This is a genomic window from Pseudomonas sp. CCOS 191, assembly GCF_001007005.1.
Lineage (GTDB): Bacteria > Pseudomonadota > Gammaproteobacteria > Pseudomonadales > Pseudomonadaceae > Aquipseudomonas > Aquipseudomonas soli.
Window position 1 is genome coordinate 1,857,240 of the sequence record NZ_LN847264.1, and the last position, 26,119, is coordinate 1,883,358.

Annotated in this window: 26 protein-coding genes and 1 pseudogene; 15 read left to right on the forward strand and 12 right to left on the reverse strand. The window is 66.1% G+C overall.

The window, feature by feature from the left end:
- The 4 genes from kdpB to CCOS191_RS08390 all read left to right on the forward strand — a co-directional run bounded on the left by kdpB (position 1) and on the right by CCOS191_RS08390 (position 6,120).
- Positions 1–2,055: a potassium-transporting ATPase subunit KdpB gene (gene kdpB, locus CCOS191_RS08375; protein WP_046854788.1), complete on the forward strand. Its 2,055-nt coding sequence runs from the start codon at positions 1–3 to the stop codon at positions 2,053–2,055.
- Between the two features lie 12 nt (positions 2,056–2,067).
- Positions 2,068–2,625: a potassium-transporting ATPase subunit KdpC gene (gene kdpC / locus CCOS191_RS08380; protein ID WP_046854789.1), complete on the forward strand. Its 558-nt coding sequence runs from the start codon at positions 2,068–2,070 to the stop codon at positions 2,623–2,625.
- 151 nt (positions 2,626–2,776) lie between these two features.
- Positions 2,777–5,431, forward strand: a complete 2,655-nt coding sequence (locus CCOS191_RS08385; protein WP_046854790.1) for a sensor histidine kinase — start codon at positions 2,777–2,779, stop codon at positions 5,429–5,431.
- The gene (locus CCOS191_RS08390; RefSeq protein ID WP_046854791.1) at positions 5,428–6,120 is read left to right on the forward strand and encodes a response regulator; all 693 of its coding nucleotides are present in this window, start codon (positions 5,428–5,430) and stop codon (positions 6,118–6,120) included. Before CCOS191_RS08385 ends, CCOS191_RS08390 begins: the two co-directional genes overlap by 4 nt.
- A 45-nt stretch (positions 6,121–6,165) precedes the next feature.
- On the opposite strand, the gene lysA is transcribed toward CCOS191_RS08390, so the two are convergent.
- The gene (lysA, locus tag CCOS191_RS08395; RefSeq protein WP_046854792.1) at positions 6,166–7,395 is read right to left on the reverse strand and encodes a diaminopimelate decarboxylase; all 1,230 of its coding nucleotides are present in this window, start codon (positions 7,393–7,395) and stop codon (positions 6,166–6,168) included.
- Positions 7,396–7,534: 139 nt separating this feature from the next.
- Here lysA and CCOS191_RS08400 point away from each other — a divergent pair, with 139 nt between their 5' ends.
- Together CCOS191_RS08400 and CCOS191_RS08405 are read left to right on the forward strand one after the other, a co-directional pair.
- A complete protein-coding gene (locus CCOS191_RS08400) occupies positions 7,535–8,449 on the forward strand; it encodes a LysR family transcriptional regulator (protein WP_046854793.1) in 915 nt (304 codons plus the stop codon).
- A 92-nt stretch (positions 8,450–8,541) separates the two neighbouring features.
- Complete coding sequence (locus CCOS191_RS08405) at positions 8,542–8,880, forward strand: hypothetical protein (RefSeq protein ID WP_046854794.1); 339 nt, start codon at positions 8,542–8,544, stop codon at positions 8,878–8,880.
- On the opposite strand, the gene cynR is transcribed toward CCOS191_RS08405, so the two are convergent.
- On the reverse strand, positions 8,868–9,785 hold the full coding sequence (gene cynR / locus CCOS191_RS08410; RefSeq protein ID WP_046854795.1) for a transcriptional regulator CynR: 918 nt from the start codon (positions 9,783–9,785) through the stop codon (positions 8,868–8,870). The genes CCOS191_RS08405 and cynR overlap by 13 nt on opposite strands.
- Positions 9,786–9,897: 112 nt before the next feature.
- On the opposite strand from cynR, the gene CCOS191_RS08415 reads away from it, so the two are divergent.
- From CCOS191_RS08415 to CCOS191_RS08425, 3 genes are all read left to right on the forward strand, one after another.
- Entirely contained in the window at positions 9,898–10,557 is a 660-nt protein-coding gene (locus CCOS191_RS08415; RefSeq protein ID WP_046854796.1) for a carbonic anhydrase, read from the forward strand.
- A 28-nt stretch (positions 10,558–10,585) separates the two neighbouring features.
- Entirely contained in the window at positions 10,586–11,056 is a 471-nt protein-coding gene (gene cynS, locus CCOS191_RS08420; protein WP_038706489.1) for a cyanase, read from the forward strand.
- 85 nt (positions 11,057–11,141) lie between these two features.
- Positions 11,142–12,365, forward strand: coding sequence for an amidohydrolase family protein (locus CCOS191_RS08425; RefSeq protein ID WP_046854797.1), 1,224 nt, complete (start codon positions 11,142–11,144; stop codon positions 12,363–12,365).
- Between the two features lie 175 nt (positions 12,366–12,540).
- Here CCOS191_RS08425 and CCOS191_RS08430 read toward each other — a convergent pair whose 3' ends face one another.
- Genes CCOS191_RS08430 through CCOS191_RS08440 form a run of 3 tightly spaced genes read right to left on the reverse strand, consistent with a single transcriptional unit; the run spans position 12,541 to position 14,597 of the window.
- Positions 12,541–13,794, reverse strand: a complete 1,254-nt coding sequence (locus tag CCOS191_RS08430; RefSeq protein ID WP_046854798.1) for an arsenic transporter — start codon at positions 13,792–13,794, stop codon at positions 12,541–12,543.
- Positions 13,795–13,850: 56 nt separating this feature from the next.
- The gene (locus CCOS191_RS26770; RefSeq protein WP_052752580.1) at positions 13,851–14,192 is read right to left on the reverse strand and encodes an antibiotic biosynthesis monooxygenase; all 342 of its coding nucleotides are present in this window, start codon (positions 14,190–14,192) and stop codon (positions 13,851–13,853) included.
- Between the two features lie 6 nt (positions 14,193–14,198).
- Positions 14,199–14,597 (reverse strand): hypothetical protein, encoded by a 399-nt coding sequence (locus CCOS191_RS08440; protein WP_046854799.1) that lies wholly within the window; start codon positions 14,595–14,597, stop codon positions 14,199–14,201.
- A 126-nt stretch (positions 14,598–14,723) separates the two neighbouring features.
- On the opposite strand from CCOS191_RS08440, the gene CCOS191_RS08445 reads away from it, so the two are divergent.
- Positions 14,724–15,560: an AraC family transcriptional regulator gene (locus CCOS191_RS08445; protein ID WP_442963661.1), complete on the forward strand. Its 837-nt coding sequence runs from the start codon at positions 14,724–14,726 to the stop codon at positions 15,558–15,560.
- Positions 15,561–15,598: 38 nt separating this feature from the next.
- On the opposite strand, the gene CCOS191_RS08450 is transcribed toward CCOS191_RS08445, so the two are convergent.
- From CCOS191_RS08450 to CCOS191_RS08465, 4 genes are all read right to left on the reverse strand, one after another.
- Positions 15,599–16,387 (reverse strand): outer membrane protein OmpK, encoded by a 789-nt coding sequence (locus CCOS191_RS08450; protein ID WP_046854801.1) that lies wholly within the window; start codon positions 16,385–16,387, stop codon positions 15,599–15,601.
- A gap of 92 nt (positions 16,388–16,479) precedes the next feature.
- Positions 16,480–16,818, reverse strand: a complete 339-nt coding sequence (locus CCOS191_RS08455; protein WP_172670881.1) for a hydroxyisourate hydrolase — start codon at positions 16,816–16,818, stop codon at positions 16,480–16,482.
- A gap of 8 nt (positions 16,819–16,826) precedes the next feature.
- On the reverse strand, positions 16,827–17,336 hold the full coding sequence (locus CCOS191_RS08460; protein WP_046854803.1) for a nucleoside deaminase: 510 nt from the start codon (positions 17,334–17,336) through the stop codon (positions 16,827–16,829).
- A gap of 78 nt (positions 17,337–17,414) precedes the next feature.
- The gene (locus tag CCOS191_RS08465) at positions 17,415–18,749 is read right to left on the reverse strand and encodes a nucleobase:cation symporter-2 family protein (RefSeq protein WP_046854804.1); all 1,335 of its coding nucleotides are present in this window, start codon (positions 18,747–18,749) and stop codon (positions 17,415–17,417) included.
- A gap of 181 nt (positions 18,750–18,930) precedes the next feature.
- Here CCOS191_RS08465 and CCOS191_RS08470 point away from each other — a divergent pair, with 181 nt between their 5' ends.
- Positions 18,931–19,845, forward strand: a complete 915-nt coding sequence (locus CCOS191_RS08470) for a LysR family transcriptional regulator (RefSeq protein WP_046854805.1) — start codon at positions 18,931–18,933, stop codon at positions 19,843–19,845.
- A 125-nt stretch (positions 19,846–19,970) separates the two neighbouring features.
- Positions 19,971–21,323 (forward strand): spinster family MFS transporter, encoded by a 1,353-nt coding sequence (locus CCOS191_RS08475; RefSeq protein WP_046854806.1) that lies wholly within the window; start codon positions 19,971–19,973, stop codon positions 21,321–21,323.
- A 60-nt stretch (positions 21,324–21,383) separates the two neighbouring features.
- Here the strand turns inward: CCOS191_RS08475 and CCOS191_RS08480 are convergent, their stop codons facing one another.
- Positions 21,384–22,178, reverse strand: coding sequence for a hypothetical protein (locus CCOS191_RS08480; RefSeq protein WP_156177517.1), 795 nt, complete (start codon positions 22,176–22,178; stop codon positions 21,384–21,386).
- A gap of 96 nt (positions 22,179–22,274) precedes the next feature.
- Entirely contained in the window at positions 22,275–23,084 is an 810-nt protein-coding gene (locus tag CCOS191_RS08490) for a helix-turn-helix domain-containing protein (RefSeq protein WP_046857718.1), read from the reverse strand.
- A 124-nt stretch (positions 23,085–23,208) separates the two neighbouring features.
- Here CCOS191_RS08490 and CCOS191_RS08495 point away from each other — a divergent pair, with 124 nt between their 5' ends.
- Positions 23,209–23,523, forward strand: coding sequence for a hypothetical protein (locus CCOS191_RS08495; RefSeq protein ID WP_046854809.1), 315 nt, complete (start codon positions 23,209–23,211; stop codon positions 23,521–23,523).
- Positions 23,520–23,924, forward strand: a pseudogene (locus CCOS191_RS28350) (MAPEG family protein); the annotation flags it as partial. The gene CCOS191_RS08495 and the pseudogene CCOS191_RS28350, both read left to right, overlap by 4 nt.
- A 108-nt stretch (positions 23,925–24,032) precedes the next feature.
- Here CCOS191_RS28350 and CCOS191_RS28355 read toward each other — a convergent pair.
- Positions 24,033–24,800: a hypothetical protein gene (locus CCOS191_RS28355; RefSeq protein WP_046854810.1), complete on the reverse strand. Its 768-nt coding sequence runs from the start codon at positions 24,798–24,800 to the stop codon at positions 24,033–24,035.
- A gap of 152 nt (positions 24,801–24,952) precedes the next feature.
- On the opposite strand from CCOS191_RS28355, the gene CCOS191_RS08505 reads away from it, so the two are divergent.
- Entirely contained in the window at positions 24,953–26,116 is a 1,164-nt protein-coding gene (locus tag CCOS191_RS08505; protein ID WP_046854811.1) for an AAA family ATPase, read from the forward strand.
- The last annotated feature ends 3 nt before the right edge of the window (positions 26,117–26,119 follow it).

Sequence of the window (26,119 nt, forward strand, 5' to 3'; positions counted from 1 at the left end):
ATGAACATGCCCATTCCCGAAGTGAAGGCGCGTCATAGCGCCAAGGACCAGACCCGTTTCGCCGCCCTGTGGCGCCCGGCGCTGGTGCAGGCCTTCGTCAAGCTCGACCCGCGCCAGCTCAGGCGCGCCCCGGTGATGCTGGTGGTGGCCCTCACTGCCATGCTGACCACCGTGCTTTGCTTTGCCCCTGAAAGTGGCGTGAGCACTTCAGTGGCCGTGCAGATCACCGTGTGGCTATGGTTCACCGTGTTGTTCGCCAACTTCGCCGAAGCCCTCGCCGAAGGCCGCGGCAAGGCCCGCGCCGACAGCCTCAAGGCCGGCAGCCAGGGCCTGGCCGCCAAGCGTCGCAAGAGTGACGGTACGTTCGAGACCGTCGCCGCCACCCAGTTGCGCAAGGACGACGTGGTGCGCGTGGTGGCCGGTGAGCTGATCCCCGGCGACGGCGAGGTGCTCGAAGGCATCGCCGCGGTCAACGAGGCGGCCATCACCGGCGAGTCCGCGCCGGTGATTCGCGAGTCCGGCGGCGACCGTTCGGCCGTTACCGGCAACACCCGCCTGGTCTCCGACTGGCTGCTGATCCGCATTACCAGCAACCCCGGCGAATCGACCCTGGACCGCATGATTGCCCTGGTCGAAGGCGCCAAGCGGCAGAAGACCCCCAACGAGATCGCCCTCGACATCCTGCTGATCGGCCTGACCCTGATCTTCCTGATCGTGGTGGTGACCCTGCAGCCGTTCGCCCGCTTCGCCGGCGGCGAGCTGCCGCTGATCTTCCTCGCCGCGCTGCTGGTGACGCTGATCCCCACCACCATCGGCGGCCTGTTGTCGGCCATCGGCATCGCCGGCATGGACCGCCTGGTGCGCCTGAACGTGATCGCCCGCTCTGGCCGCGCCGTGGAAGCGGCAGGCGACGTGCACACGCTGATGCTCGACAAGACCGGCACCATCACCTTCGGCAACCGTCGCTGCAGCGCCCTGCACGCAGCCTCCGGGGTGACCGCCAAGGAGCTGGGGGAGGGCGCCTTGCTCGCCTCGCTGGCCGATGACACTGCCGAAGGCAAGTCGATCGTCGAGTACCTGCGCCAGTTGCACGACTTCGCGGAACCTGCGAGTAACCAGTACGAAGCCATCGCCTTCAGCGCCGAGACGCGCCTGTCGGGCATCGATTTCCAGCAGCGCCGCTACCGCAAGGGCGCCGTCGACGCGGTGCTGGCTTTCTGTGGCCTGCAACGCCTGGAGCTGCCCACCGCCCTGGCCCGTGAGGTGGAGCGCATTGCCCAGAGCGGCGGTACCCCGCTGCTGGTATGCGTCGACAAGCACCTGCTCGGCGTGATCCACCTCAAGGACGTGGTCAAGCCCGGTATCCGCGAGCGCTTCGCCGAACTGCGCAAGCTCGGCATCCGCACCGTGATGGTCACCGGCGACAACCCGCTGACCGCCGCCGCCATCGCCGCCGAGGCGGGCGTCGATGACGTGCTCGCCGAAGCCACCCCGGAGAAGAAGCTGGCGCGGATCCGCCAGGAGCAGAACGACGGCCGCCTGGTGGCCATGTGCGGCGACGGCGCCAACGACGCGCCGGCCCTGGCCCAGGCCGATGTCGGCATGGCCATGAACGACGGTACCCAGGCGGCCCGGGAGGCCGCCAACATGGTCGACCTGGACAGCGACCCGACCAAGCTGCTGGACGTGGTGCAAGTGGGCAAGGAGCTGCTGGTCACCCGCGGCGCGCTGACCACCTTCTCCATCGCCAACGACGTGGCCAAGTACTTCGCCATCCTGCCGGCGCTGTTCGCCGCCATCTACCCGCAGTTGGGCGTGCTCAACCTGATGCACCTGGCCAGCCCGCAGAGCGCGATCCTCTCGGCCATCGTGTTCAACGCGCTGATCATCATCGTGCTGATCCCCCTGGCGCTGCGTGGGGTACGGGTGCAGGCCGCCAGCGCCGCCCATTTGCTGCGGCGCAACCTGCTGATCTACGGCCTGGGCGGCATTGTCGTGCCGTTCGCCGGGATCAAGCTGATCGACATGCTGCTTACTGCGCTGCACCTGGTCTGAGGAGAGACTGACATGACCGCTTATGTACGCCCGGCCCTGAGCCTGGTCCTGCTGATGACCATGGTCACCGGCGCGCTGTATCCCCTGGCGGTGACCGGCATCGCCCAGGTCGCTTTCCCTGAGCAGGCCAGCGGTAGCCTGGTGCGCGATGACCGTGGCCAGGTGCGCGGCTCGGCGCTGATCGCCCAGGAATTCAAGGGCGATGGTTGGTTCCAGTCGCGCCCTTCGGCGGGCGCCTATGCCACCGTGGCCAGCGGCGCGAGCAACCTGGCGCCGAGCAACCCGGCGCTGGCCGAACGGGTCAAGACTGACGCCTCCGTGCAGTACCAGGCACAGCAGGGGCCGGTGCCCCAGGCGCTGTTGACCACCTCCGGCAGCGGGCTGGACCCGCACCTGCCGCCTGAGGCCATCGCCTACCAGCTGCCGCGCGTGGCGGCGGCGCGGCAGGTCTCGGAGGAGCGCTTGCAAGCGTTGGTGAATGGGGCCACCCTGCGGCCATTGGTCGGGCCGCCGGTGGTGAATGTGCTGGCGTTGAACCAGGCGCTTGAACGCCTTGCGCCGAGCCACTGAAGCCGGGGCCGCTTTGCGGCCCATCGCCGCGGTTCGTCGCCACGACAAGCCGGCTCCCACAAAGAACCGCACCTGGCACCCTGTGGGAGCCGGCTTGCTGGCGATGGTCTGTGCAGCAGGCCCTCATTCGTTACATTTTGAAGGATGAAGCATGAGTAACCCCACCCGCGCCGACGCGCTGTTGGCCGGCCTGCCCCGCGAAGGCCGCGGCAGGCTCAAGGTGTTCCTCGGCGCCGCGCCCGGGGTCGGCAAGACCTTTGCCATGCTCCAGGCCGCCCACGCCCAGCAGCGCCAGGGCGTTCAGGTGGTGGCGGGGGTGGTCGAGACCCACGGCCGCGCCGAGACCGAAGCCCTGCTCGGCGGGCTGAGCCAACAACCCCTGCTGCGCAGCGAGTACCGCGGCGTGATGCTCGAGGAAATGGACCTCGACGGCCTGCTCAAGGCCGCGCCACCGCTGGTGCTGGTCGACGAACTGGCGCACACCAATGCCCCCGGCAGCCGCCACGCCAAGCGCTGGCAGGACGTGCAGGAACTGCTCGCCGCCGGCATCGACGTCTACACCACGGTCAACGTCCAGCACCTGGAAAGCCTCAACGACAAGGTCCGCGATATTACCGGTGTGCAGGTGCGCGAGACGCTGCCCGACTGGGTGCTGCAGGAAGCCTTCGAACTGGTGCTGATCGACCTGCCGCCGCGCGAGCTGCTCGAGCGCCTGCGCGAGGGCAAGGTCTACGTGCCCGAACAGGCACGGGCCGCCATCGAAGCCTATTTCTCCCAGACCAACCTCACCGCCCTGCGCGAGCTGGCCATGCAGACCGCCGCCGCCCAGGTGGACGCGGACCTGGCCAGCGGCTACCGCCAGCGCGGCCAGGAAGCCCCGGCCCTGCGCGGCCGGCTGCTGGTGGGCATCGATGGCGACGAGCAGGCCGAACGCCTGGTGCGCCATGCCTGTCGCGTCGCCCAGCGTCGCCATCTGCCATGGAGCGTGGTCCACGTCGACAACGGCCGCCTGCGTGACGAGACGGCCCGCCATCGCCTGCAGGCCGCCCAGCAACTGGCCGAGCGCCTTGGCGGCGAAGTGGTGCTGCTGCGCGCCGGCGAAGTGGCGCGCACGCTGATCCAGCACGCCGCCGAGCGCCGTGCCAGCCTGGTGCTGGTGGGCCAGTCCCGTGACCTGTTGCGTCGGCGCCTGTTCGGCGCCGGCGTGGCGGCGCGCCTGCTGCGTGAGAGCCACGGCCTGGAGATCAACGTGCTCGACCGCGACGTCCAGCCGCCAGCGGCGCGCACGGCGGTCAAGCGCGTATGGGTGTGGCGCCATTATGTGCTGGCGCTGCTCGCCACGCTGCTGGCCGCAGGCCTGGCCTGGGCCGTGTCGAGCGTGCTGGCGCTGCCCAACATTTCCCTGGTATTCCTCGCCGCCGTGCTGCTGGTGGCGGTGCGCAGCAGCCTGGGGCCGGCCCTGGCGTGCGCGGCGCTGTCGTTCCTCACCTACGACTTCCTGTTCATCCCGCCGAACTTCTCCTTCGCCATCCAGCGCGAAGAGGACGTGCTGACCCTGGTGTTCTTCCTGCTGATGGCCGCGCTTACCGGCAACCTCGCCGCGCGCCAACGCCGCCAGTTGCAGGCGTTGCGCGAGACCCAGGCAGAGACCCGCCAGTTGCTCGACCTGTCGCGCCGCCTGACCGTGGCCACCGACCGCCAGGCGGTGTTCAGCGCTGCCGGCCAGCATATGGATGGCTGGCAGGGCGTGCAGGTGTGTCTGCTCGAACGCAGTGCCGACGGCCTGCTGCAGGTGGCCAGCGGTGGCTCGCCGGCCTTCACCGACAATGAACGCGCCGCCGCCGAATGGGCCTGGCAACATGGCCAGGCCGCGGGCTTTGGCAGTGACACCTTGCCCCACGGCCGCTGGTGGTGGTGGCCGTTGGCCGTGGAGGAACAGCCCCTGGCCCTGCTCGGCATCCGCCCCCGCGACGGCGAACCACTGAGTGACCCGCGTCGCCGACTGTTGATGGCCCTGGCGCAGCCCCTGGCCCAGGCCCTGGCCCGCGCCCGCCTGGGCGAGCAACTGGAAGCCGCCCGCCTGCATGGTGAAACCGAGCAACTGCGCAGCGCCTTGCTCGCCTCGGTCTCCCATGACCTGCGCACGCCGCTGACGTCAATGCGCGGCAGCATCGACAGCCTGCTGGCGCTGGGCGACGCCATCCCCCCGGACGACCGCCGCGAATTGCTGGAAGGCACTCGCAACGAAGCCGAGCGCCTGGATCGCTACATCCAGAATCTGCTGGACATGACCCGCTTGGGCCACGGCACGCTCAAGCTGGCCCGCGACTGGGTAGCCCCGGCCGATATCGTCGGCAGCGCCCTTAACCGCTTGCGCGTGGTGCTGGCGCCCCTGCGCGTGCACACCGAAGTCCCGCCCGAGCTGCCGCTGCTGTTCGTGCACGCGGCGCTGATCGAGCAGGCGCTGATCAACGTGCTGGAAAACGCCGCGCGCTTTTCCCCGGCCAACGGCCGGCTGCAACTGCAGGTCGCGGTGCACGACGAACAGCTGTGCCTGGCGGTCGCCGACGAGGGCCCCGGCATCCCCCAGGACGAGCGCGAAAAGATCTTCGACATGTTCTATACCGCCGCCCGCGGCGATCGGGGCGGGCAGGGCACCGGCCTGGGCCTGGCGATCTGCCAGGGCATGATCGGTGCCCATGGCGGGCGCATCCTGGTCGACGATGGCATCGATGGCCACGGCACCCGCATCACTCTATGCTTGCCGCTGCCGACCCAACCCGACACCGAAAGTGAAGCCCCATGAGCCAAGCCGCCACCCTGCTGGTCATCGACGACGAGCCGCAGATTCGCAAGTTCCTGCGCATCAGCCTGGCCTCCCAGGGCTACAAGGTGATCGAGGCCGGCACCGGTAGCGAGGGCCTGGCCCAGGCCGCCCTGAACAAGCCCGACCTGGTGGTGCTCGATCTCGGCCTGCCGGACATGGACGGCCAGCAGGTGCTGCGCGAGCTGCGTGAATGGAGCACGGTGCCGGTGATGGTGCTGTCGGTGCGTGCCAGCGAAGTGCAGAAGGTCGATGCGCTTGACGGCGGGGCCAACGACTACGTGACCAAGCCCTTCGGTATCCAGGAATTCCTCGCCCGGGTGCGGGCGTTGCTGCGCCAGGCACCCCAGGTGGGGGCAGCCACGTCGGCGGCGAGCTTTGGGCCGTTGGTGGTGGACTTTGCCTATCGCAAGGTGACCCTGGAGGGCGTCGAGGTGGCGCTTACGCGCAAGGAATACGCGCTGCTGGCGCAACTGGCCGGGCACCCCGGGCGGGTGATCACCCAGCAGCAACTGCTCAAGGATATCTGGGGGCCGACCCATGTCGACGATACCCACTACCTGCGCATCGTGGTGGGGCACCTGCGGCAGAAACTGGGGGATGACCCCACGGCGCCCAGGTTCATCATTACCGAACCGGGCGTGGGGTACCGTCTGGTGACACCGGCTTGACGCCCGTTGTCGTGGGAGCGGGCTCGCTCCCATAACCCCATCGCGCTACACGGATAACTCCAGGGCCAGCAGCTCCTGCACGCTCTGCCGTCGACGGATCATCCGCAGCCTGCCTTGCTCAAGCAGAAACTCCGGCAGCAACGGTCGGCTGTTGTAGTTCGACGACATCGATGCGCCATAGGCCCCGGCGTCGTGAATCACCAGCAGATCGCCCACCTTGGCCTGGGGCAGGTCCTGGGGTGTCAGCTCCTCGTCGTTCTGGGTGAACACATCACCGGACTCGCACAGCGGCCCGGCCACCACGGTCGGTTGCAGGGGACGATTGACTGGGCGCCCCACGGCATCGAACAGGCTCATGCGGTGATAAGCACCGTACATCGCCGGGCGCATCAGGTCGTTGAAGCCGGCATCGACCAGGATGTAGTGCTTGTCGCCCATCTGCTTGACGGCGCGCACCTCGGCTACCAGGTAGCCGCACTCGGCCACCAGGAAACGCCCCGGCTCGATCTCCATGCGCACGGGGTGGCCGAGCATCGCCTCGATCTCCGAACGCGCCACGGCCCAGGTGCGGGCATAGCGCTGCAGGTCAACCGGCTGGTCACCATCACGGTAGGGCGTGGACAGACCGCCGCCGATGGAGAAGGCCTCGATGTCCATGCCCAGGCGGCCGATCAGCCCGACCATCGCGCTGGCCACCTGCTCCAGGTGCTGGTAGTCCACTCCCGAGCCGATGTGCATGTGCACGCCCACCAGATGCAGGCCGTGCTCTTTCACGCAGGCCAGCGCCTCGGGCAGTTGTTCGTGCCAGATGCCGTGCTTGCTGTTTTCGCCGCCGGTATTGGTCTTGCGGCTGTGGCCATGGCCGAAGCCGGGGTTGATGCGCAGCCACACCCGGTGGCCGGGGGAGCGCTCGCCGAGCTGACGGAGCATGTCGATGGAGCCGGCGTTGACCTCGATACCGGTCTCCACCACCCGCGCCAGGGTCGGCTGGTCCAGCACGTCGCAGGTCAGCACCACGCCGGCCGGTTCGCCGCCCACTGACGCCCCGGCGGCGAAGGCGCGTTCCATTTCACCCAGGGACACAGCATCGAGCACCAGGCCGCGTTCGCGGATCAGGCGCAGCACGTGCAGGTTGGGGTTGGCCTTCTGCGCGAAGCGCACGGTGTCGAAGTGCTGCGTGAGCTGGTCGATGCGCTGATGGATGGTCTGGGCGTCGTAGGCCCACAGCGGCGAGCCGTGCTGGCGGACGGCGTCGGCCAGGAGGGTGGTGGTCATGGTGGCGTTCCTTGTTTTGGATACGCCGATGGTGAGGCAGTTTTGGTGATTCAGAAAAATAGCTATTGTTCTGAAGGTGATTCATATTTGATATGTATCCCCTCCAGATTTCTGGTCACGCCCAGGTCTTGCCTTAGCCATGCGACTTTCCATTCGTCACATCGAAGTGTTCCGCGCCATCATGGCCGCCGGCAGTGTCACCGGCGCCGCGCGCCTGCTGTTCACCTCGCAGCCCACGGTCAGTCGCGAGCTGGCGCGCATGGAGCAGGTCACCGGCCTGAGCCTGTTCGAACGCGAAGGCGGGCGCCTGGTGCCCAGTGCCCAGGCCTTGCTGCTGATCGAGGAAGTCGAGCGTGCCTTCGTCGGCCTCGAGCGCATCGACCGCTTCGCCCAGGCCATCCGCAATTTCGAGCAGGGCCGGCTGGCCATCACCTGCCTGCCGTTGTTCTCGCAAACCCTGCTGCCGAAGGCCTGCAAGGCGTTTCACCAGCACCATCCCGGGGTCAGCCTGAGCATCACCGCCCAGGAGTCGCCGTTGTTGGAGGAGTCGCTGGTCGCCCAGCAGCACGACCTCGGCCTGACCGAAACCGCGCAGGTGCCGCGGGGCGCGGTCGGCGAACTGTTGTTCAGTGCCGACATGGTCTGCGTGCTGCCCGCGCAGCACCCCCTGCTGGCCAAGCCGGTACTCCAGCTGCAGGACTTCCACGAAGTCGACTTCATCAACCTGGCCAGCCTGGACAGTTACCGGCAGCAACTCGACCGGCATTTCCGCGAGGCCGGCGTGAACCGCCGCACGATCATCGAGACCACCAGCGCCGCCTCGGTGTGCGCCATGGTCCGCCAGGGGCTGGGGGTGGCGATCATCAACCCGCTGAGCGGGCTGGAAGCGGGGCAGGGCGGGCTGGCGATCCGCCGCCTGGACCTGTCGGTGCCGTACCAGGTAATGCTGATCCGGCCCGAGCTGCGGCCCGCTTCAGCGGTGCTGGAGCCGTTCTGCCAGGCGCTGCGGGAGCAGGCCAGGGCAATGGAGGCGGCCTTGGCGCAAGGCGCCTGAGCGGCTGGGCGAACGATTGGAACGTTCCGAACCACGCCAGGGTCAACCCCATCAGCAGTGATCGAAAATGCTCCACAGCATGAGGAATCGCCATGAGTACGCTGACGATCGAAGGCTGGTTCAAAGGTGAGGGTGATCGCAGGTCCACCCCGGTGGGTGATATTCACTTCGACATCCAGGGCGTGAACCACCGCAAGTTGGAGCAGGCCGAGGAGCGCCTGCAACAGAGCCACGAGCCCGAGGCGATGGTGGATGTCGACATGGACAGCCTGAACCTGGTGCTGCCTGAGGGCTACGGCCCGTTGTCGGACTGCCGCCTGCGCGTCTACCTGAGCGACGACGAGCGTGGCCAGTTCCATCTGGTCGGGCATCGGGCCAGCGATGGCAGCCTGATCTACACCAACGCGGTGTTGATCGCTCAGCTGAGCTGAATACCGGCTGCGCTGTCGCCGGTTTCCAGGCGTGCCGCCACTGACGTTGCCACTTCGCTGAAAGCCCGCGCCGCCGCGCTCTGGTAAGCGCCCCTGCGCTGCATCAAGACTGCGGTGCGCTGCAGGCGCAGTGGGTCCAGGGCAATGGCGGTCAGGTCCTCATGGGCCAGGGCGAGGTTGGCGGGCAGCAAGGTCGATAGTGTCGTGCGGCGTACCACTTCGATCACCGCGCCAATGGCGTTGGCCTCCATCCGCACCTGGGGGCGTATACCGTGCTGGCGGCAATAGCGCTCGATCTGCTCGCGCGTGGCGAACTCGGCGCTGAGCAGGATCAGCGACTCGTCGTTGAGCGCCTGTGGGCCAATACTGCGGGCAGTGGCCAGCGGATGTGCGCGACCGACCACCAGCGCCAGGGTTTCTACCAGCAGCGGACGGCTGTCGATGTCCTGGCTGTGGACCTCATCGAAGGCGATGCCGACATCCAGCTCATCGGCCTGCAACAGCTCCTCCATGCGCTCCTGGGCGATTTCGCGCAGGTTCAGGGTGATGTTCGGATAACGCGCATGGAAGGCTTCGACCAGCGGGCCGATCAGGTAGGTGGTGAAGGTCGGCGTCACCGCCACCCGCAGCGATCCCCGGCTCAGATCGGCCACGTCATGGATGGCGCGCCTGGCCTCCAGCAGTTCCTGTTCCGCCCGCTTGGCATAGCGCAGGTAGACCTCCCCGGCATCGGTCAGCCGCGTGCTGCGCCCGGAACGGTCGAACAACTGCGCGCCGAGGCTTTCTTCCAGTTGCCTGACCTGCTGTGACAGCGCCGGCTGGGAGACATGCAGCGCCGCTGCGGCGCGGGTGAAGCTGTGGTGTTGCGCCACTGCGAGAAAGTACTGGAGGTGCCGGGCAAGCATGATTGTTCCCATAAGATAATCTGATGTACTTCATCATAAATGAGACTTTTACCTTATGTAATGCGCTACGTAACCTTTGCCTCAACACACCGCGACATTGAGGCAAGCAGCCATGAAAGACATCATCGACGGTTTTCTGAAGTTCCAGCGCGACGCCTTCCCCGAACGGGTCAAGCTGTTCAAGGACCTGGCCACCCAGCAAAGCCCCCGGGCGCTGTTCATCTCCTGCTCCGACAGCCGCCTGGTGCCCGAGTTGGTCACCCAGCGCGAGCCGGGCGACCTGTTCGTCATCCGCAACGCCGGCAATATCGTGCCGTCCTACGGCCCTGAGCCTGGCGGGGTATCGGCCTCGGTCGAATATGCCGTCGCCGCCCTGCAGGTAGCCGACATCGTCATCTGCGGCCACTCCGACTGCGGCGCCATGACCGCCATCGCCACCTGCAAGTGCCTGGACCACATGCCTGCCGTGGCCGGCTGGCTGCGCTACGCCGACTCCGCCCGGGTGGTCAACGAGGCGCGCCAGCATCACAGCCCGCAGGCCAAGGTCGAGGCCATGGTGCGCGAGAACGTGATCGCCCAGCTGGCCAATATCCAGACCCACCCCTCGGTGCGCCTGGCCCTGGAAGAGGGCCGCGTGCGCCTGCATGGCTGGATCTACGACATCGAAAGCGGCCGCATCGACGCCTTCGACGGACGTACCGGCCAGTTCGTCGCCCTGGCGCAGAACCCTGACGTCAACGCCGTTTCCCACCCCTCCAGGCACGTTGCCTGAACCCCTTTCAAACCCAAGGAGACACACCATGATCCAGTCGCAAATCAGCCAGAACGCCCGCCTTGCCCTGAGCGAAGTCATCCTCCTGGCCAAGGCCCGCAAGGACCTGTCGTTCGCCCAGATCACCGACGGCACCGGCCTGTCCGAAGCCTTCGTCACTGCCGCGCTGCTGGGCCAGCACCCGCTGCCGGCCAGCGCTGCCCAGGTGGTGGGTGACAAGCTCGGCCTGGACGCCGATGGCATCGCCCTGCTGCAGACCGTGCCACTGCGCGGCAGCATCCAAGGCGGCGTGCCGACCGACCCGACCATCTACCGCTTCTACGAGATGCTGCAGGTGTACGGCACCACCCTCAAGGCACTGGTCCACGAGAAGTTCGGCGACGGCATCATCAGCGCCATCAACTTCAAGCTCGACGTGAAGAAGGTCGACGATCCGGAAGGTGGCTCCCGCGCGGTGATCACCCTGGATGGCAAGTACCTGCCGACCAAGCCGTTCTGATTCGCCCATAGGGAAATGGCCCGGGCGCCGTACGACGCCCGGGCCATTTCCACGCAGGCTATTGATCCCAGACAGGAGCGACGACATGGACCTGATCTTCAGAAATGTCCGCATCGACGATGCAAAACCCTTGATGGATGTGGCCGTGCACGACGGCAAGATCACTGATATCGCCCAGACGATCACGGCAACGGCAAACCAGGAAATCCAGGGCAACGGCAATGTCCTGGTCCCCGGCTTCGTCGAAGCCCACCTGCACCTGGAAAAAGCCAATGTCATGCAGCGCAAGGCCAACCGCTCCGGCACCTTGAAGGAAGCGATCGCTGTCACTGCGGCCCTCAAGCCCACCCTGACCCGTGACGACATTCGCGAGCGCTCTGTGCAAGTGTTGCGCGCCCTGGTGCAGGCCGGCACCACCCATGTGCGTGCCCACGCCGAGTTCGATCCGGCCCAGGGTTTCACCGGCCTGGACGTGGTCCTGGAGCTGCGCGAGACCTTGCGTGATGTCATCGATATCCAGGTTGTGGCGTTTCCCCAGGAAGGCATCCTGAAACTGCCCGGCATGAAAGCGATGATGGTCGAGGCCATGGAGAGGGGCGCCGATGTTGTCGGCGGCATTCCCTACAACGACGTCTCGCCCCTGGAGCACATCGATTTCGTCTTCGACCTGGCCCAGCGCTACGGCAAGGACATCGACCTGCACCAGGACTTCGCCGACGACGCCGAGCACATGACCATCGAATACGTGGCCCGCCGGACCCTCGCGGCGGGTTACCAAGGACGCGTCAGCGTCGGCCACCTGACCAGCCTGGCGGCCGTCGAGCCAGAGCGTCAGGCGCGCATCATCGCGCTGCTGCGCGAAGCCGGCATCAGCGTGATGTGCCTGCCCGCCACCGACCTGCACCTGGGCGCCCGTGGCGACAGCCACAATGTGCGGCGCACCTTGACGCCGGTGCGGGCGTTGCGCGATGGCGGGGTGAACGTGTGCCTGGCCACCAACAACATCCGCAATGCCTTCACCCCCTACGGCACCGGCGACCTGCTGCACATCGCGCAGCTGGCCATCCCCGCCTGCCACCTCGGCGGGGCGGACGACCAGGCCACGGTGCTGCCAATGCTCACCAGCAACCCGGCCAAGGCCCTGGGGTTGCAGAACCATGGCCTGGCGGTGGGCAGCGACGCGGACCTGGTGCTGATGGATACCCACCGTGTCAGCGACGTGATCCTCGACCTGCCTGCGCGGCTAATGGTGCTCAAGCGCGGCAGGGTGGTGGCGACGGCCGAGCAGCGGCGTTCGGTGGTGTTCTGAAGGCCGGGCTCAGAGCCCGCCCGTTCAAGATCTTGGGGTGCGGGGGCTATTGACCGAGTGAGGGCCTCCAGGTGTTCGCCGCAACCCTTGCAGCGCCTATGAGATCGAGCGCCGCCCGCGCGGCGCTCGATCTCATAGGCGCAGAAGCCTTCGCGGCGAACACCTTGAAAGGAGCTCAGACCGCCAGCAGCAACAGTGCCGCCACCAGTGCCGGGGGCATTACCAGCACGCCCAGGCGCAAGAAACTCAGCGCGCCGACATGCTCGCCCTCGCGGCGGATCGCCACCAGCCACAGCAGCGTGGCCAGGGAACCGGTGATCGACAGGTTCGGCCCCAGGTCGACGCCGATAAGCAAGGCGGCGGTGGTCTGCCGGGGCAGCTCGACCAGCTGGCCGATGGAGCCGGCGATCAGGCCGGTGGGCAGGTTGTTCATCAGGTTGCCGGCCACCGCGGCGGTCAAACCCGCGGCCCAGCTCGCCGTGCCCGGCGTCTGCTGCGCCAGGGTCGCCAGCATATGCGCGAGCCGTTCGATCACGCCGGTATGGGCCACCGCCTCCACCAGCACGAACAGACCTGCGACCAGCGGCAGCACGCCCCAGGCCACATGGCGCAGCAACGGCGCCGGGCTGCGCCGCTGGCGCAGGTGGATCAGCCCGACCGTGGCCATGCCTGCGCAAAAGGTCGGCAGCCCCAGCGGCACGTCCAGTGCCGATACCGTCAACAGCAGGGCACCGGTGAACATCAGGCCCAGCGCGCAAAGTCGGGCGCCGGCCGACAAGGGGCGCATCTCGATGGCCACGGCCAGCGGTTGGCGGATGCGCTTGCGCATGGTCAGGCGCAGCATCAGGTAGGTCGCGGCGATGGCCGCCAGCGACGGCAGGCTGAACTGGCGCAGCCACTCCAGCAGCGGCGGCATCTGGCTGCCGAAGACCACCAGGTTGGCCGGGTTGGAGATGGGCAGCACGAAGCTGGCGGCATTGGCGATGAAGGCGCAGATGAACAGGTAGGGCAGCGGCTCGGCCTTGGCCGCCTTGCATGCCGCGTACACGGCCGGCGTCAGCACCACGGCGGTGGCGTCGTTGGACAGGAACACCGTAACCAATGTACCGACCAGGAACACCAGGTCGAACAGGCGCTGGCCGGAGCCCTTGGCGTGCTGCACCGCGTACCTGGCCAACCAGTCGAACAATCCCTCCTGGCGCGCCAGTTCGGCCAGCACCATCATGCCGACCAGGAACAGGTACACATCGCCACCTTTGGCCACAGCCGACAACGCCATGCGCCACGGGATCAGCCCGCAGGCCGTCAGCAGCACGGCGGCGCCCAGCGCCCAGACGTACTCCGGCACCCGACCGGGGCGAACGATGACCAAGGCGGTGGCCAGGGCCGCGACCGACCAGATGATCAGGGCGGTATCAGGCGCGAGCATGGGAAGGCGAGGTCACGTGGCACTCCGTCTATTTGTGAAACACCACACTAGCACCCCTATGCACGGGCATCGATACCCTTCACGTCGCCCGGGGGTGTGCCGGGTGTGGCGAGCAGAAATGTCCTGAAGCACAAGCGCACGAGCAGCCGCTGCGACGCCAGTTCAAACAGCTCAGCCAGGCAGGGCAGCTCGAAGTGCGCCGTCATCCGTTCGGTGCACTGCCAATAGCCGGTGATGAGCCAAGTTGCGCGTGCACCTGCAGGGCAGGCGAGGGTGTAACCCGCGCAGCCTGAGGTGCGGTTGAGCGTCTCCAGCAGGGTGTCCAGGCGCAGCTGCAGGGCAGCCGTGGTGCCGGGGGCGGGGTCGATCTCCACGGTATTGATTGCAACCAGGCCCATGGTTCATCACTCCATCGGTTGTTTCGCCAGCAGCCGGTCTGCGACCGTGAAGGCTTCTTCCTGGGTGTTCACGACGAACAGCGGATACCCCCAGAACGCCTCGAACATGGGCATGAACGCGCGCAGCGGCGCTTGCCTGGCAGGGTCGGGCTGCACATTGATCTGCCCTTTGACAAAGGCGCGCAGCGCGGCCTTGTGGCGTTTCATCCACAGTGACAATTGCTTGCGCTCTTCATGGGAGTGTTGCTGATTCTCGTGCTGGGCGCTGTCGGCATCCAGCAACACGAAGGGTTCTTCGCGCAGCAGCAAGGCCTCGAAAGCCGCAAAGCCCTCGTCGCCGATATCGATACCAGCGCTGCCGTGCTTCATCCAGACCAACGGAAAATAGGTGGTGTTCAACAGCATCTAATGTGCCCTCCAGAAAACAAGGCGTCGATGACGCAAGGCCACGATAGCCCTGGCTTCGCTGGACGTCATTACGCAATCTTGTCATTCTATTTTTCATTTCGGCCATCACCCAGGACATGCGTCGTGCAGCCTATTCCCGCAGCAGACAACCCGCGTTCATGGGATATCGACCGCATGGCCTGCCAGGTCATCGCCCTGAACGCCTCTTCGGTTGGCAGGGACTGGGAGCATGCGCCGCACTGCCATCGCAAGGCGCAGTTGATCTACTCGGTGCGTGGCATCCTCAACTGCGAGGTGGACACCGGGGTGTGGATCGTGCCGCCGCAATGCGCGCTGTGGATCCCGGGCGACCTGCTGCATTCGGTGCGTGGCTCGGGGGAAACTGAATGCTACTGCCTGTTCGTCGAGCCACAGGCCGTGGCGGGTTTGCCTGCGGTGTGCTGCACGCTGGCAGTGCCGCCCTTGCTGCGCGAGCTGTTGCTCAAGGCCAGCGGCTTCAAGATGCCATACCCCCAGCAGGGGCCGCAGGCCCGGTTGATCGCAACACTGCTGGATGAGTTGTGTGCCGCCCCGGTGGAAGACCTGTACCTGCCAATGCCCAGCGACCCCAGGCTGAGGCAACTGGCGCAATGGCTGCTGGCCGACCCCGCAAGCAAGGTGCCGAGCGGCGAATGGGCCCGGCGCAGCGGCATGAGCGAGCGCAGCATGAGCCGGCTGCTGCAGCAGGAAGTTGGCATGAGCTTCGGCCGCTGGCGCCGGCAGTTGCACGTGATTCTGTCGTTGCGACGGTTGGCCAGGGGCGAGCGTGTGCAGGCGGTAGCGCTGGACCTGGGGTACGAAAGCGCCAGTGGCTTCGTCACCATGTTTCGCAAGGCGATGGGCAAGCCGCCGGCGCGGTATCTGCTGGAGCGCGGTGGTGCTGAAGAAGGCGAGGCGGGGCGTATCGTGCTGGCACCCTGAGCGCTGGCGCGCCCGCCCCTGCGGTAGGTGTTCGTGGTTCAGAAGTGGTACTTCAGCAGAAGACTGGTGGTGTTCTGGTCCGCACGAAAGCCCTTCGAATCCTGGATGCCGTACTTGTTCGACCAGTAGTCGTATTCCACCCCCACGTACAGATGCCTGGCCTCATGCCCCAGCGCCTTGCCCAGGTCGTATTTGATCTGGGGGTTGAAGTGCAGGTTGGCATGGTAGTCGCTCTGGTGGCTGCGGCCGCTGCTGGCGTCCTTGTTGTTCACGACCCAGTCGATATAGCCGTCGATCAGCAGGTTCGACCGCCCCAACGGCAGGGTGTACGACCAGGCGGGGGTGATTTGCCAGGCGCTGGCCGGTACACGGTGGCCGTCGGGTTTACGGTAGTAGAGGTTGAGCTGGAAGTAATCGAAGCCGGGGATGTCCAGGTCCAGGCCCGGCCCGATCAGGTAGCTTTCACTGTCGCCTTCGCCGAACTCGAAGGCGGTGGCCAGCAGCACATCCTTGACCGGGCCGAACGACAGGTCAGCGCCGCCGAGTTTGCCGAACGAAAGCCGTGGCTGCAGCTCGCCGTAGTAGGTACTGCTGCCTTGGCCAGGGTCCTTGCGACCTTGATAGTTGATCTGGTCGACGAACAGGAACAGGTCGCCCCAGCTCCAGCCGCTGGCGTGTTCCAGGGTGAAGGTCTGCTGGGTCGCCGGGTTGACCCGGAAGTTGTCGCCCCACAGGTAGGTAAGGCTTTCGTCGTGCCAGAGCAGCCCGGCCTGGGCGGCGGGGGCGAGGAGAGCGATGGACAGCGCGCCGATGCGAAGTGGTGACATGGTGGGCTCCTTTGTTGTTCTTGTGGGCAGCAGCGTCCGCGGCATCACCCCAAGGTGATGCCGGGAAGCGCTATTGGGAAAGGTGCTACGGGTCAGGCGCCGCCGCGGAAGCAGGAAACGCCCCAGGCGGTGAGCTTGAACGGCAAGTGGTAGTGCTGGCTGGCGTCGCCGATGCCGAAGCGATAGACCAGCACGTCGAGGAACGGTGTGTCGGGCAAGGTGGTTCCGGCTGCGCGGTAGAAGTCAGCCACCTGCAGCCGCACCTCGTAGACGCCGCTGGCAAGATGCGCGGTGAGGGCGTCCAGCCCTGGCAGCAAGCCGTGCTCGTCGATGCGTCCCTCCAGCAGGCATTCACCGCCCTGGCGCTCGAGGCTCAGCGCGAGCCCCTGGGCCACGCGCCCGCTGGCGATATCCACGACATGGATGGACACCCCGCCGTTCATTTCCAGAACCCTTCGTGCACCACGCCGGCTTCCGCCTCCAGCAACGGCCCGTGCACCACGACCGCCCGCTGGCCACGGGCGAACACTTCACGGCACGGCAGGGAGAAGGTCGGGTTCTCCGGGTGCGCGCCGGTCAGGCCCAGCAGTGCATGCTCGGACAGCGCGTAGACCACCCGGCCAATGCCAGTCCAGTAGATCGCCCCGGCGCACATGCAGCAGGGTTCGGCGCTGGTGTAGAGGGTGCAACTGGCCAGCTGTTCGGGGGTCAACAGCGTCGCGGCGCGGGCGGCGGCGACCAGCTCGGCGTGCTGGGTGGGGTCGCCCTCGGGCGGCATCGAGTTGTTGCCGGCGCTGGCGATCACCCGGCCCTCGGCGTCGGCGACCAGCGCGGCGAACGGGTGCCGGCCACGTTCGCGGGATTCCTCGGACAGGCGGATCGATTGACGCAACAGGTTGAGGTCCAGCTCGGACAGGGTGGCGGGGGTGAGCTTGCTGATGTTGTTCATGGTGATTCCTTGGCAGATGAACATGAATCGCTTGCACAAACCCTGTGGGAGCAGGCTTGCCCGCTCCCACAGGGCCGTTCAATGAGTGGTTTCTGGTTGTTCGGCGAGGCTCTGCGCCTGCTTGTCGTTGTTGAGCAGCACGTTGAGCACAATGGCCGTGATCGCGCCGAGGAAGATGCCGCTTTCCAGCACCAGCTTCAGCGGCCCGCTGGCGTGCTCGAACAGGGCGGGGAAGGACATCGGCAGCACGCCGACGCTAACCGACACGGCGACGATGATGCCGTTGCGGGTGCCTTCGAACTTCACCCGCGACAACTCCTGGATGCCGGCCACGGTGGTCATGCCGAACATCACGATGGCGCAGCCGCCCAGCACCGGCGTCGGCACCGCGGCGATCAGCGCGCCCAGCTTGGGGAACAGCCCCATCAGCACCATGATTGCCCCCGCCGCGGCCACCACGAAGCGGCTCTTGACGTTGGAGAGGGCGATCAGCCCGGTGTTCTGGGTGAAGGCGTTGTACGGGAAACTGTTGAACAGGCCGCCGAGCATGGTCGACAGGCCGTCGGCGCGAAACGCGTCGCCCAGGGTGCGCTGATTGGTCGGCTTGCCCACCAGCTTGCCGATGGCCAGGCAGTTACCGGTGGTCTCGGCCATGATCACCAGCATCGCCAGGACCATGATCAGGATCGGCGTGATCGAGAACTGCGGCGTGCCGAAGGCCATCGGCGGGCTCAGCTCGAACCAGCTGGCGGCGCTCACCTGGCCGAAGTGGGTCATGCCGAAGGCCGCCGCGATCAGGCTGCCGAGCATCAGGCCGATGAGCACGCTGAGGTTGCCGATAAAGCCCGAGAAGCGTGCATAGATCACCAGGGTGATGGCCACCGTGGCCAGGCCCAGCAACAGGTTGGCCGGCTTGCCGAAGTCCGCCGCGTCCGGGTTGCCGCCGCCGAGCCAGATGGCCGCGGCGGGCATCAGCGAGATACCGATGATGGTGATCAGGCTGCCGATCACCACCGGCGGGAAGAACCGCAGCATACGGCTGAACACCGGTGCCAGGCCGATGGTGATGGCCCCGGCGGCGATCACCGCGCCGAACACCTCCTGCAGGCCGAACTGCTTGCCGATCATGATCATCGGCGCCAGGGCGATGAACGAGCAGCCCTGGATCATCGGCAGGCGGGCACCGAAGCGCCAGAAGCCGAGGGTCTGGATCAGCGTGGCGATGCCCGAGGTGAGCAGGTTGGCGTTGATCAGCGTGACGATCTGCGCCTGGGTCAGGCCCAGGGCGCTGCCGAGGATCAACGGCACCGCCACGGCGCCGGCGTACATCACCAGCACATGTTGCAGGCCGAAGGTGAACAGCTGCCGCAGAGGCAGCACTTCGTCCACCGGGTGGACGCGGGTAAGGCTCATGTCGTGGATCTCCTGAAGGTGCGGCTGTTGTTGTTATTCGGGCGCCCGGAGTGACAGTCAGCACAGGTCTGGTCTGGCAGCTGGCTGATGTCGAGCGTGATGGTCTTACGGAATGAGCGATGGAACAAATGAGTAACCATCGTTAGGATCGATGGATCAGCCAGGGTACAAGGAGGGCGCAATGCGTTTTTCGCTGGAGCAGTTGCAGGTGTTCACCACCGCCGTGCAGGCTGGTTCGTTCTCGGCTGCGGCCCGGCGCCTGGGGCGCACCCAGTCGACCGTCAGCGCGGCCATTGCCAACCTGGAAACGGACCTGGGCGTGGAGTTGTTCGACCGCTCGACCCGTGTCCCCACGTTGACTGCGGCCGGGCAGAAGCTGCTGCTGCAAGCCGAGACGGTGCTGGAGCGCTGCTATGCGCTGGAAGGCAGTGCCGACAGCCTGGCCGAGCAGGTCGAGGCCTCGCTGACCCTGGCCATCGAGGTACCCTACGGGCCGTTGATCCCGGTGCTGCGTGAGTTCGACGTGGCGTTCCCCTATGTAGATCTGCTGATCCGCCACCCGGTGCATGGCGATGTCAGCGAGATGGTGCTCAAGGGCGAGGCCAGCGTCGGCGTGGCGTTTGCGCAGCCGCAGTACCCGCAGGCGCTGGAGTTCCAGCAGCTGGGCAAGTTGATCATGGCCCATGTGTGCCAGGCCGGCACCGCGCTGGCGCGCCTGGAACGGGTGAGCTTTGCCGACCTGCACGCGCACCGCCGCCTGGCGTTCCACGCCCACACGCAGAAGCTGCCGAGCAGCGAGTACCTGCGCGCCGCACAGGTGTGGCAGGCGGAAAGCTACCTGGCGCTGGTGGAGATGGTGCGTGCCGGGCTTGGCTGGGCGACCTTGCCCAGGCAACTGATCCAGCGTGAGCTGGAACAGGGCGAACTCGTGGAGTTGCAGTTGGAGGCCTATCCGCACACCGACTGGCTGGTGGGGGTGGATCTGCTCTGGCACCGCCAGCGGCGCCCGGGCAAGGCCGAGCGCTGGCTGCGCGAGTGCCTGCGGCGCAGCAAGGTGTTCGAGCTCGACCGACGTGGGGTGGCGACGACGTTGTAGGTCGAAAGGCCAGGTTCATGACCTGCCATCAATGCAGTCAATGTTGGCAGACGACCCGACCATCCCTCTCTAGATTGCGTGTGGCGTGCTGGAAGCCCCGAACAACAATAACGAGGGACCCGACTATGCCCACCGCCCCCCAAGCGTCCAACGCCTGGCGCATCCTGTTTCTGCTGTTCCTGGCCAACCTGTTCAACTTCTTCGACCGCACCATCCCCGCCATCGTCATCGAGCCGATCCGTCTGGAGTGGCACCTGAGCGACTTCCAGATCGGCATCATCGGCACCGCCTTCACCCTGGTCTACGCCATCGCCGGCCTGCCCCTGGCACGTATCGCCGACACCGGTTCACGCAGCAAGCTCATGGGCTGGGGCTTGCTGGCCTGGAGCGGGCTGACGGCGGTCAACGGCATGGTCGGCAGCTTTTGGAGCTTCCTGCTGGTGCGCATGGGCGTGGGTATCGGCGAGGCCAGCTATGCGCCCGCCGCCAACTCGCTGATCGGCGACCTGTTTCCCGCCGGGCGGCGGGCAAGGGCGATGGGCATCTTCATGCTCGGCCTACCGTTGGGCCTGTTGCTGGCGTTCTTCACAATCGGTGCGATGGTCGAGGCCTTCGGTAGCTGGCGGGCGCCTTTCTTCATTGCCGCCGTGCCCGGCGTGCTGCTGGCGCTGTTCATCTTCATGGTCCGCGAACCCGCGCGCGGTGCGGCGGAGACCGTGGTCATCGCCCAGACCCCGCTGGACCGCCCGCTGCGCCGGGTGCTCAGCGTGCCCACCTTCGCCTGGCTGGTGCTGGCGGGGCTGACCTTCAACTTCTCCACCTACGCCTGCAACTCGTTCATGGTGCCGATGCTGCAGCGTTACTTCGCGCTAACGCTGCACGACGCCGCAGTGGCCACCGGGCTGATCGTTGGCCTCAGCGGCCTGGTGGGCCTGACTCTCGGCGGCTGGGTGGCCGACAAGGTGCACCAGCGCTTCGCCAACGGCCGCCTGGTCTTTGCCGCGCTGAGCATGCTGGTGGCCAGCCTGTGCACCGCCTGGGCGCTGCATGCCGGGCGCATCGAGCTGGGGGTGTTCGTGGCGGTCTTCGGCATTGGCTGGCTGTTCTCGTACAACTTCTACACCTGCGTGTACACCGCTATCCAGGACGTGGTGCAACCGCGCTTGCGGGCCACGGCCATGGCACTGTTCTTCGCCGGGCTGTACCTGCTGGGCGGCGGGCTGGGGCCGGTGGTGGTCGGCGGGTTGTCCGACCACTTCGCCGTGGCGGCCATGACGGCGGCGGGTGAGGGCTTGATGAACGAGGCGTTCAAGGCACAGGGGCTGCATGACGCGATGTACCTGATACCCGTGGCGCTGATGCTGACCATGGTGTTCCTGCTGGCGGCTTCGCGGTGTTTCAGCCGGGATGCGCAGCGGATGCGCGAGGGGATGGTGCTGGAGGGCGGGACGGTGGCGGGGCAGGCGGCACAGGCTTGAAGCCAGTGTGCTGCCTTGATCGCCGAATGCCCACTTGCTGCGGGGGCTTGCATGAAGGCTTCAGTGGGTGCCGTTGTCTCGGAATTCGGCACTGAGGTTCATCGGGTCGAGGCAGTCCTTGGTCAATGCCTGCACTTGCTTGAAGTGGGCCTGCGCCGTGGCTTCATCCACGTCGCCCATGACTATCAGTGAGTAGTAGGCGTCTGCGCGGTACTGCTGCAGCTCCAACGAGACGGGAGTGAACGCTTGCGCTACTGCGCCGAGCGGTCGCTGCGGATCTAACGTGGGTTTATCCAGGCCTTTGAAACACAACGATTGCGACGTTGGCAACGGATAGTAATCGGCATAGGGGTCGGGCCGCTCCAAGGCCTTGAGCAGTTGTGCGCGCAGGCGTTGAAGCTCCGGGTCATCGACGGCAAAGCGCAACATTGCGGTCTGGCACTCGCGCAACATCGCCACCGCCGCAGCCAGCAGGCCTTGGTCGGCCGCCGTTTGGTACAGCGCGCAGGCCTGCGCCTGCTTTTGCTCACGTTGGCCTGGCATCAGCAACTTGAAGTGGGACTCCAGGTTGGCCAGCAGATAGCTCGCGACGGCATGCCCGCCATCGCTGGCCTTGCGCAACTCGTGTTCCATGGCGTCGTGTTCTTGCGCGAAAGCGTGCAGGGCCTGCGCCATGGCGGGTTTGTCCAGCTGGCCAAGTTGTTCCTGCTCTACCAATCGACTCGCCTGTTGCGCATTGGCTTCGGCCATGCGAACTGCCCGTTGATAGTCAGCCTCGGCCTCGACGCTGGGGGCGGCCTGTGCCGTGCTGCAAAGCGTCAGGCAGAACAGCAGGGTTGGGAGCTTGAGTGACAATGGCGTTCCTCCATGAAGCGATGCCTGGATATGCCGGTCGGCAGTTGGCGGCGGATTCTACAGGGAACGACCAGCGCATGCCTTGGCTGCTCAGCTTCAGCTTTGCCACGCTTGATAGGCCGCCGTCATGGCTTGCCATGTCTCGCTGTCGGCGGGCACCAGGTGCTCGATACGCAGCGACGCCACCGTGATGTCCTGGGGCATGCCGAAGGTGGTGAAGGTGGACAGGAAGCGCAGCTCACCCTCGGCAGCGCGCACCCGGGTCAGCACCAATGGAGACACAGGCGTATCTGCCGCCCACGCGGGTGGCACGGGCAAGTCTTGCAGCAGTCTCGCCAGTTCAGGGTTGCTCACCGCCTCCCTGGCCGCCCGCTGCCAGGCGATCGCCCGTATCTCGTCTGCATTGACCAGATGATCCCCCAGCCCGCCCGGGCGCAGCAGGGTGTCCAGCAGGTTGAGGCCCGAGGTGCTGCTGGTCGCTACGCCGGCCATTGCGAACAGCAGCCCAGCACTGACATTGGCCGCCGTGATGTCCCAGTTGCTGGCGATGACGATGGCCGGTGCGGGGTTGTTGGCCCGCAGGATGTGCTCCACGGCGTCGTGCACCATCTTCATGGCCGGGGCGTCCGCTGCAGAGGCCATGTAGCGCGGTGCATAGCCAGCCGCGAGGAACACTTCGTTGCACTGATCGAGCGGCACCTGCAGCGCGCTGAGCAAAGCATGCAGGGTACTTGTGCTGGCCTTGGCGCGGCCGGTTTCCACGCAGCTCAGGTGGCGTTGCGAAACCCCGGCGAGCAACGCCAGGTCGAGCTGGCTGAGCCCGGCCTGGTGCCGCAGGCGGCGCAGATGCGCGCCCGCATCGGTGGCGGTGGGCGGGTGCGGGGTGTGGAAGGGAAGAGGGCTCATGCTGCGACTCTGGCTGTCCTTGGCTGAAGCGTCCATGACCTGTGAGGTCATTGCTGCGCAGGCGACTGTATCACTAGCGTGAGGCCAACTTCGCCCGCCAGATCGACAGGTATGGAATTCGACTATGAGAGCTGAATGGATCGCGCTGCCGCTGTTGCTGCTGTTTGCCCTGTACACCGGCTGGACCATGATGATTGCGGAGCAATCACTGATTGCCTTTGGCCTGGAACTGATGTCCCGGCCGGACACCGCGCAGGTGGTTATCGACCTGTACGTGATGGCCGGGCTGGGCTGCGCCTGGATGGTCAACGACCAGCGCAAGCGCGGCGGCTCTTTGCTTGGCGTGATGCCCTATCTGCTGCTGACGCTGGTGTTCGTCTGCATGGGGCCGCTGCTGTACATCGCGGTCAAGGGTTGCATGCGGAGGCACGGGCAATGAGCGCCGCGCTGTCGGTTTATGCCTGTTGTGTGGTGGTGCTGTTCTTCAAGATGCTGGCGATTTCCTGCTACCAGGGTTACTTCCGCCTGCGTTACCTGGCCTTTACCAACAGCGAGGATGCGGCGGTGTTCAGACGCTCGGTTTGTCCCACTGAACTGCCGCAGGTCACGCGCGCCGCGCAGGCTTGGCGCAATGACCTGGAGAACATTCCGCTGTTTCTCTCGTTGTCTGGGCTGGCAGTTGCGCTTGAAACACCGTCGATCCCGAGCGCCTGGCTGATGGGGCTATTCACCGTCGCACGGATACTGCACACGGCGACCTACCTGGCGAGCATTCAACCGTGGAGGACAGTGAGTTACGCCTTGGGGGTAATCTGTTTGATCGGGTTGGCGGCCTTGGTCATCGAGGCAGTGGCCAATTTCAGCAGCGACGGGCGCGTTTGCGAGCCCCCGCCCGAGCTCGACTCCAGCTCGACAACGGATCTGGATAAGCCCTTGGGCGTTGCGGCCTCAGCGAACTTTCTGATTTTCATGCGGATTGTTGGCTGTGCGCCTGCGGTCGGCAATGCACGTCGAGGTCAGGGCCTGCATTCGCTCGTAATGAACGCGCGTCTCCGGTGCATCGGGGGCGCCAGTGATGGCCAGCAGGTAATGGGTGTCAGCCTGGTACTGCTTCAGGTCCAGCAGGGCCGAGGTGAAGTCATCTGACAAGTCGGCTGACGGCCCCACGAATTTTTTGAAGCAAGACGATGACCGAGTTGGCAGGGGGTAGAAGGCTGCATACGGGTCGGGCTGCGCCAACGCTTTGGTCGCTTGCATGCGCAACCGTACCAGCGTGGGTTCGGCGAGGTCTACGGGGATTGGCTGTACACGGCATGTGCGCAGCGTCGCCACCGCCGCGGCCAGTAACCCTTGCTCCGCAGCGGCTTGGTATAGCGCGCAGACCCGCGGCCGTCGCTCGTTCCAAGGCGTTTGCCTGCTCGATTCCACGAAAGCCAGGAGGTAGCTGACTACAGGGTGGCCACTGTCGTTGACCGCGTTCAGCTCGTCGGCGATCACCTCGGTTTTCTTCACGATCTTGGCCCTGGCCTTGACCCAGCTCGGCCAGTCGAGCTGGCCCTGTCGTTGCTGTTCGACTGTGCGGTCGATCCACTGCAGCTCCGCTTCAGCCTTGCGTATGGCCTGTTGCACGGTGGCCTCATGCGCGATGTTGGGGGTGGCGTGCACGGCGGTACTCAGCGCGAGGCAGAAAAACAGGGTGGGAAATTTGAGTATCAACGGGTGGCTCCTCCTTGAAGCGCAGCCTGGTTGTGCCAGCTGGGGGCGGCGGATTCTACCGAGAAAGCCGGACGTTCGCCTGCGGGCTGCGTCTTTACATTGAATTATTCCAGGCCAATAATTATTGCCATGGAATAATTGCGGATAAACCCATGGCTGACATCTTCCTGCGACCTGAACTGGCGGCCGACATGGCCCGGCAACTGCTCGAGCCGTCCGCGCTGGATATCGGCCTGCGTTCCGGGTTGTTCCTGTCTGGCCTGCGGCGCACCGGCAAGACCACCTTTCTCAGGAACGACCTGATCCCGGCGCTGGAGGCCAAGGGCGCGCTGGTGATCTACGTCGACCTGTGGAGCGACACCCAGACCAGCCCGGTGCAGCTTGTACTCACTGTTGTGCGCAAGGCCCTGCGCGAGCTGCAGACGCCGGGCTCGTCGCTCATGCAGCGGCTCAGGGCCCTGCGCGGCGCCGAGGTGGAGCTGGCCGGGTTCAAGTTCGGCTTCAACCTCGACACCCTGGGCGAGGCGGGCGGCGTGACCTTGGCCCAGGCCCTGGGCGAAGTGGTCGACCAGGCCAAGGCCAATGTGGTGTTGATCGTCGACGAAGTGCAGCACGCCATCACCACCGAAGACGGGCAGCAGATGATGCTGGCGCTGAAGGCCGCGCGTGACGCCATCAACCCACGCCCAGCCCCGGCTGGGCATTTCCTGTTCATCGGCACCGGCTCGCACCGGGCGATGGTCAACGAGCTGACCGCCCGGCGTAACCAGGCGTTCGCCGGCGCCACCAACGTGGCCTACCCGGTACTGGGCGAGGACTATGTGGCGTTCTGGCTTGAGCGGCTCGCAGCCGATGGCCTCGACAACCTGCCTTCGCTGGCGGTGGCGACCGAGGCGTTCCAGACGCTGGGCAGCCGCCCCGAAGAGTTCATCCGCGCCCTGCGCCAGTTGATTCATTCGCCCAGCCTGGCTTCTGGAGCGGATGTGGTGCTGCCGGTGATCGCCGCCACGCTGCGTTCGGCGGCGGCGGACCTGGAGCTGATGAAGGTCGAGGAGCTGGGCGTGCTGGCCCAGGCCATTTTCGCCCGGATCGCCTCCGTGGATGGCGAGACGCGGGGTGTGTTTTCCAGCGAGGCGGCGGGGGAGTATTCGACGTTCGTGGGGCGTGAAGTGCGGGTGGAGGAGATCCAGCCGGTGGCCAATGAGTTGCTGGCGGCGAACCTGATCATTCGCCGGGGGCATGGCCTGTATGGCGTGACCGATCCGTTCGTGCAGGAGATCTGGCGGGAGCGCCAGGCGATGCTGGGCAAGCGCTGATAG

Excerpts from the sequence above, each read along its gene's own strand:
- kdpB (WP_046854788.1), top strand. The coding sequence starts at position 1 with ATGAACATGCCCATTCCCGAAGTGAAGGCGCGTCATAGCGCCAAGGAC.
- kdpC (WP_046854789.1), top strand. The coding sequence starts at position 2,068 with ATGACCGCTTATGTACGCCCGGCCCTGAGCCTGGTCCTGCTGATGACC.
- CCOS191_RS08385 (WP_046854790.1), top strand. The coding sequence starts at position 2,777 with ATGAGTAACCCCACCCGCGCCGACGCGCTGTTGGCCGGCCTGCCCCGC.
- CCOS191_RS08390 (WP_046854791.1), top strand. The coding sequence starts at position 5,428 with ATGAGCCAAGCCGCCACCCTGCTGGTCATCGACGACGAGCCGCAGATT.
- lysA (WP_046854792.1), bottom strand. The coding sequence starts at position 7,395 with ATGACCACCACCCTCCTGGCCGACGCCGTCCGCCAGCACGGCTCGCCG.
- CCOS191_RS08400 (WP_046854793.1), top strand. The coding sequence starts at position 7,535 with ATGCGACTTTCCATTCGTCACATCGAAGTGTTCCGCGCCATCATGGCC.
- CCOS191_RS08405 (WP_046854794.1), top strand. The coding sequence starts at position 8,542 with ATGAGTACGCTGACGATCGAAGGCTGGTTCAAAGGTGAGGGTGATCGC.
- cynR (WP_046854795.1), bottom strand. The coding sequence starts at position 9,785 with ATGCTTGCCCGGCACCTCCAGTACTTTCTCGCAGTGGCGCAACACCAC.
- CCOS191_RS08415 (WP_046854796.1), top strand. The coding sequence starts at position 9,898 with ATGAAAGACATCATCGACGGTTTTCTGAAGTTCCAGCGCGACGCCTTC.
- cynS (WP_038706489.1), top strand. The coding sequence starts at position 10,586 with ATGATCCAGTCGCAAATCAGCCAGAACGCCCGCCTTGCCCTGAGCGAA.
- CCOS191_RS08425 (WP_046854797.1), top strand. The coding sequence starts at position 11,142 with ATGGACCTGATCTTCAGAAATGTCCGCATCGACGATGCAAAACCCTTG.
- CCOS191_RS08430 (WP_046854798.1), bottom strand. The coding sequence starts at position 13,794 with ATGCTCGCGCCTGATACCGCCCTGATCATCTGGTCGGTCGCGGCCCTG.
- CCOS191_RS26770 (WP_052752580.1), bottom strand. The coding sequence starts at position 14,192 with ATGGGCCTGGTTGCAATCAATACCGTGGAGATCGACCCCGCCCCCGGC.
- CCOS191_RS08440 (WP_046854799.1), bottom strand. The coding sequence starts at position 14,597 with ATGCTGTTGAACACCACCTATTTTCCGTTGGTCTGGATGAAGCACGGC.
- CCOS191_RS08450 (WP_046854801.1), bottom strand. The coding sequence starts at position 16,387 with ATGTCACCACTTCGCATCGGCGCGCTGTCCATCGCTCTCCTCGCCCCC.
- CCOS191_RS08460 (WP_046854803.1), bottom strand. The coding sequence starts at position 17,336 with ATGAACAACATCAGCAAGCTCACCCCCGCCACCCTGTCCGAGCTGGAC.
- CCOS191_RS08465 (WP_046854804.1), bottom strand. The coding sequence starts at position 18,749 with ATGAGCCTTACCCGCGTCCACCCGGTGGACGAAGTGCTGCCTCTGCGG.
- CCOS191_RS08470 (WP_046854805.1), top strand. The coding sequence starts at position 18,931 with ATGCGTTTTTCGCTGGAGCAGTTGCAGGTGTTCACCACCGCCGTGCAG.
- CCOS191_RS08475 (WP_046854806.1), top strand. The coding sequence starts at position 19,971 with ATGCCCACCGCCCCCCAAGCGTCCAACGCCTGGCGCATCCTGTTTCTG.
- CCOS191_RS08490 (WP_046857718.1), bottom strand. The coding sequence starts at position 23,084 with ATGAGCCCTCTTCCCTTCCACACCCCGCACCCGCCCACCGCCACCGAT.
- CCOS191_RS08495 (WP_046854809.1), top strand. The coding sequence starts at position 23,209 with ATGAGAGCTGAATGGATCGCGCTGCCGCTGTTGCTGCTGTTTGCCCTG.
- CCOS191_RS08505 (WP_046854811.1), top strand. The coding sequence starts at position 24,953 with ATGGCTGACATCTTCCTGCGACCTGAACTGGCGGCCGACATGGCCCGG.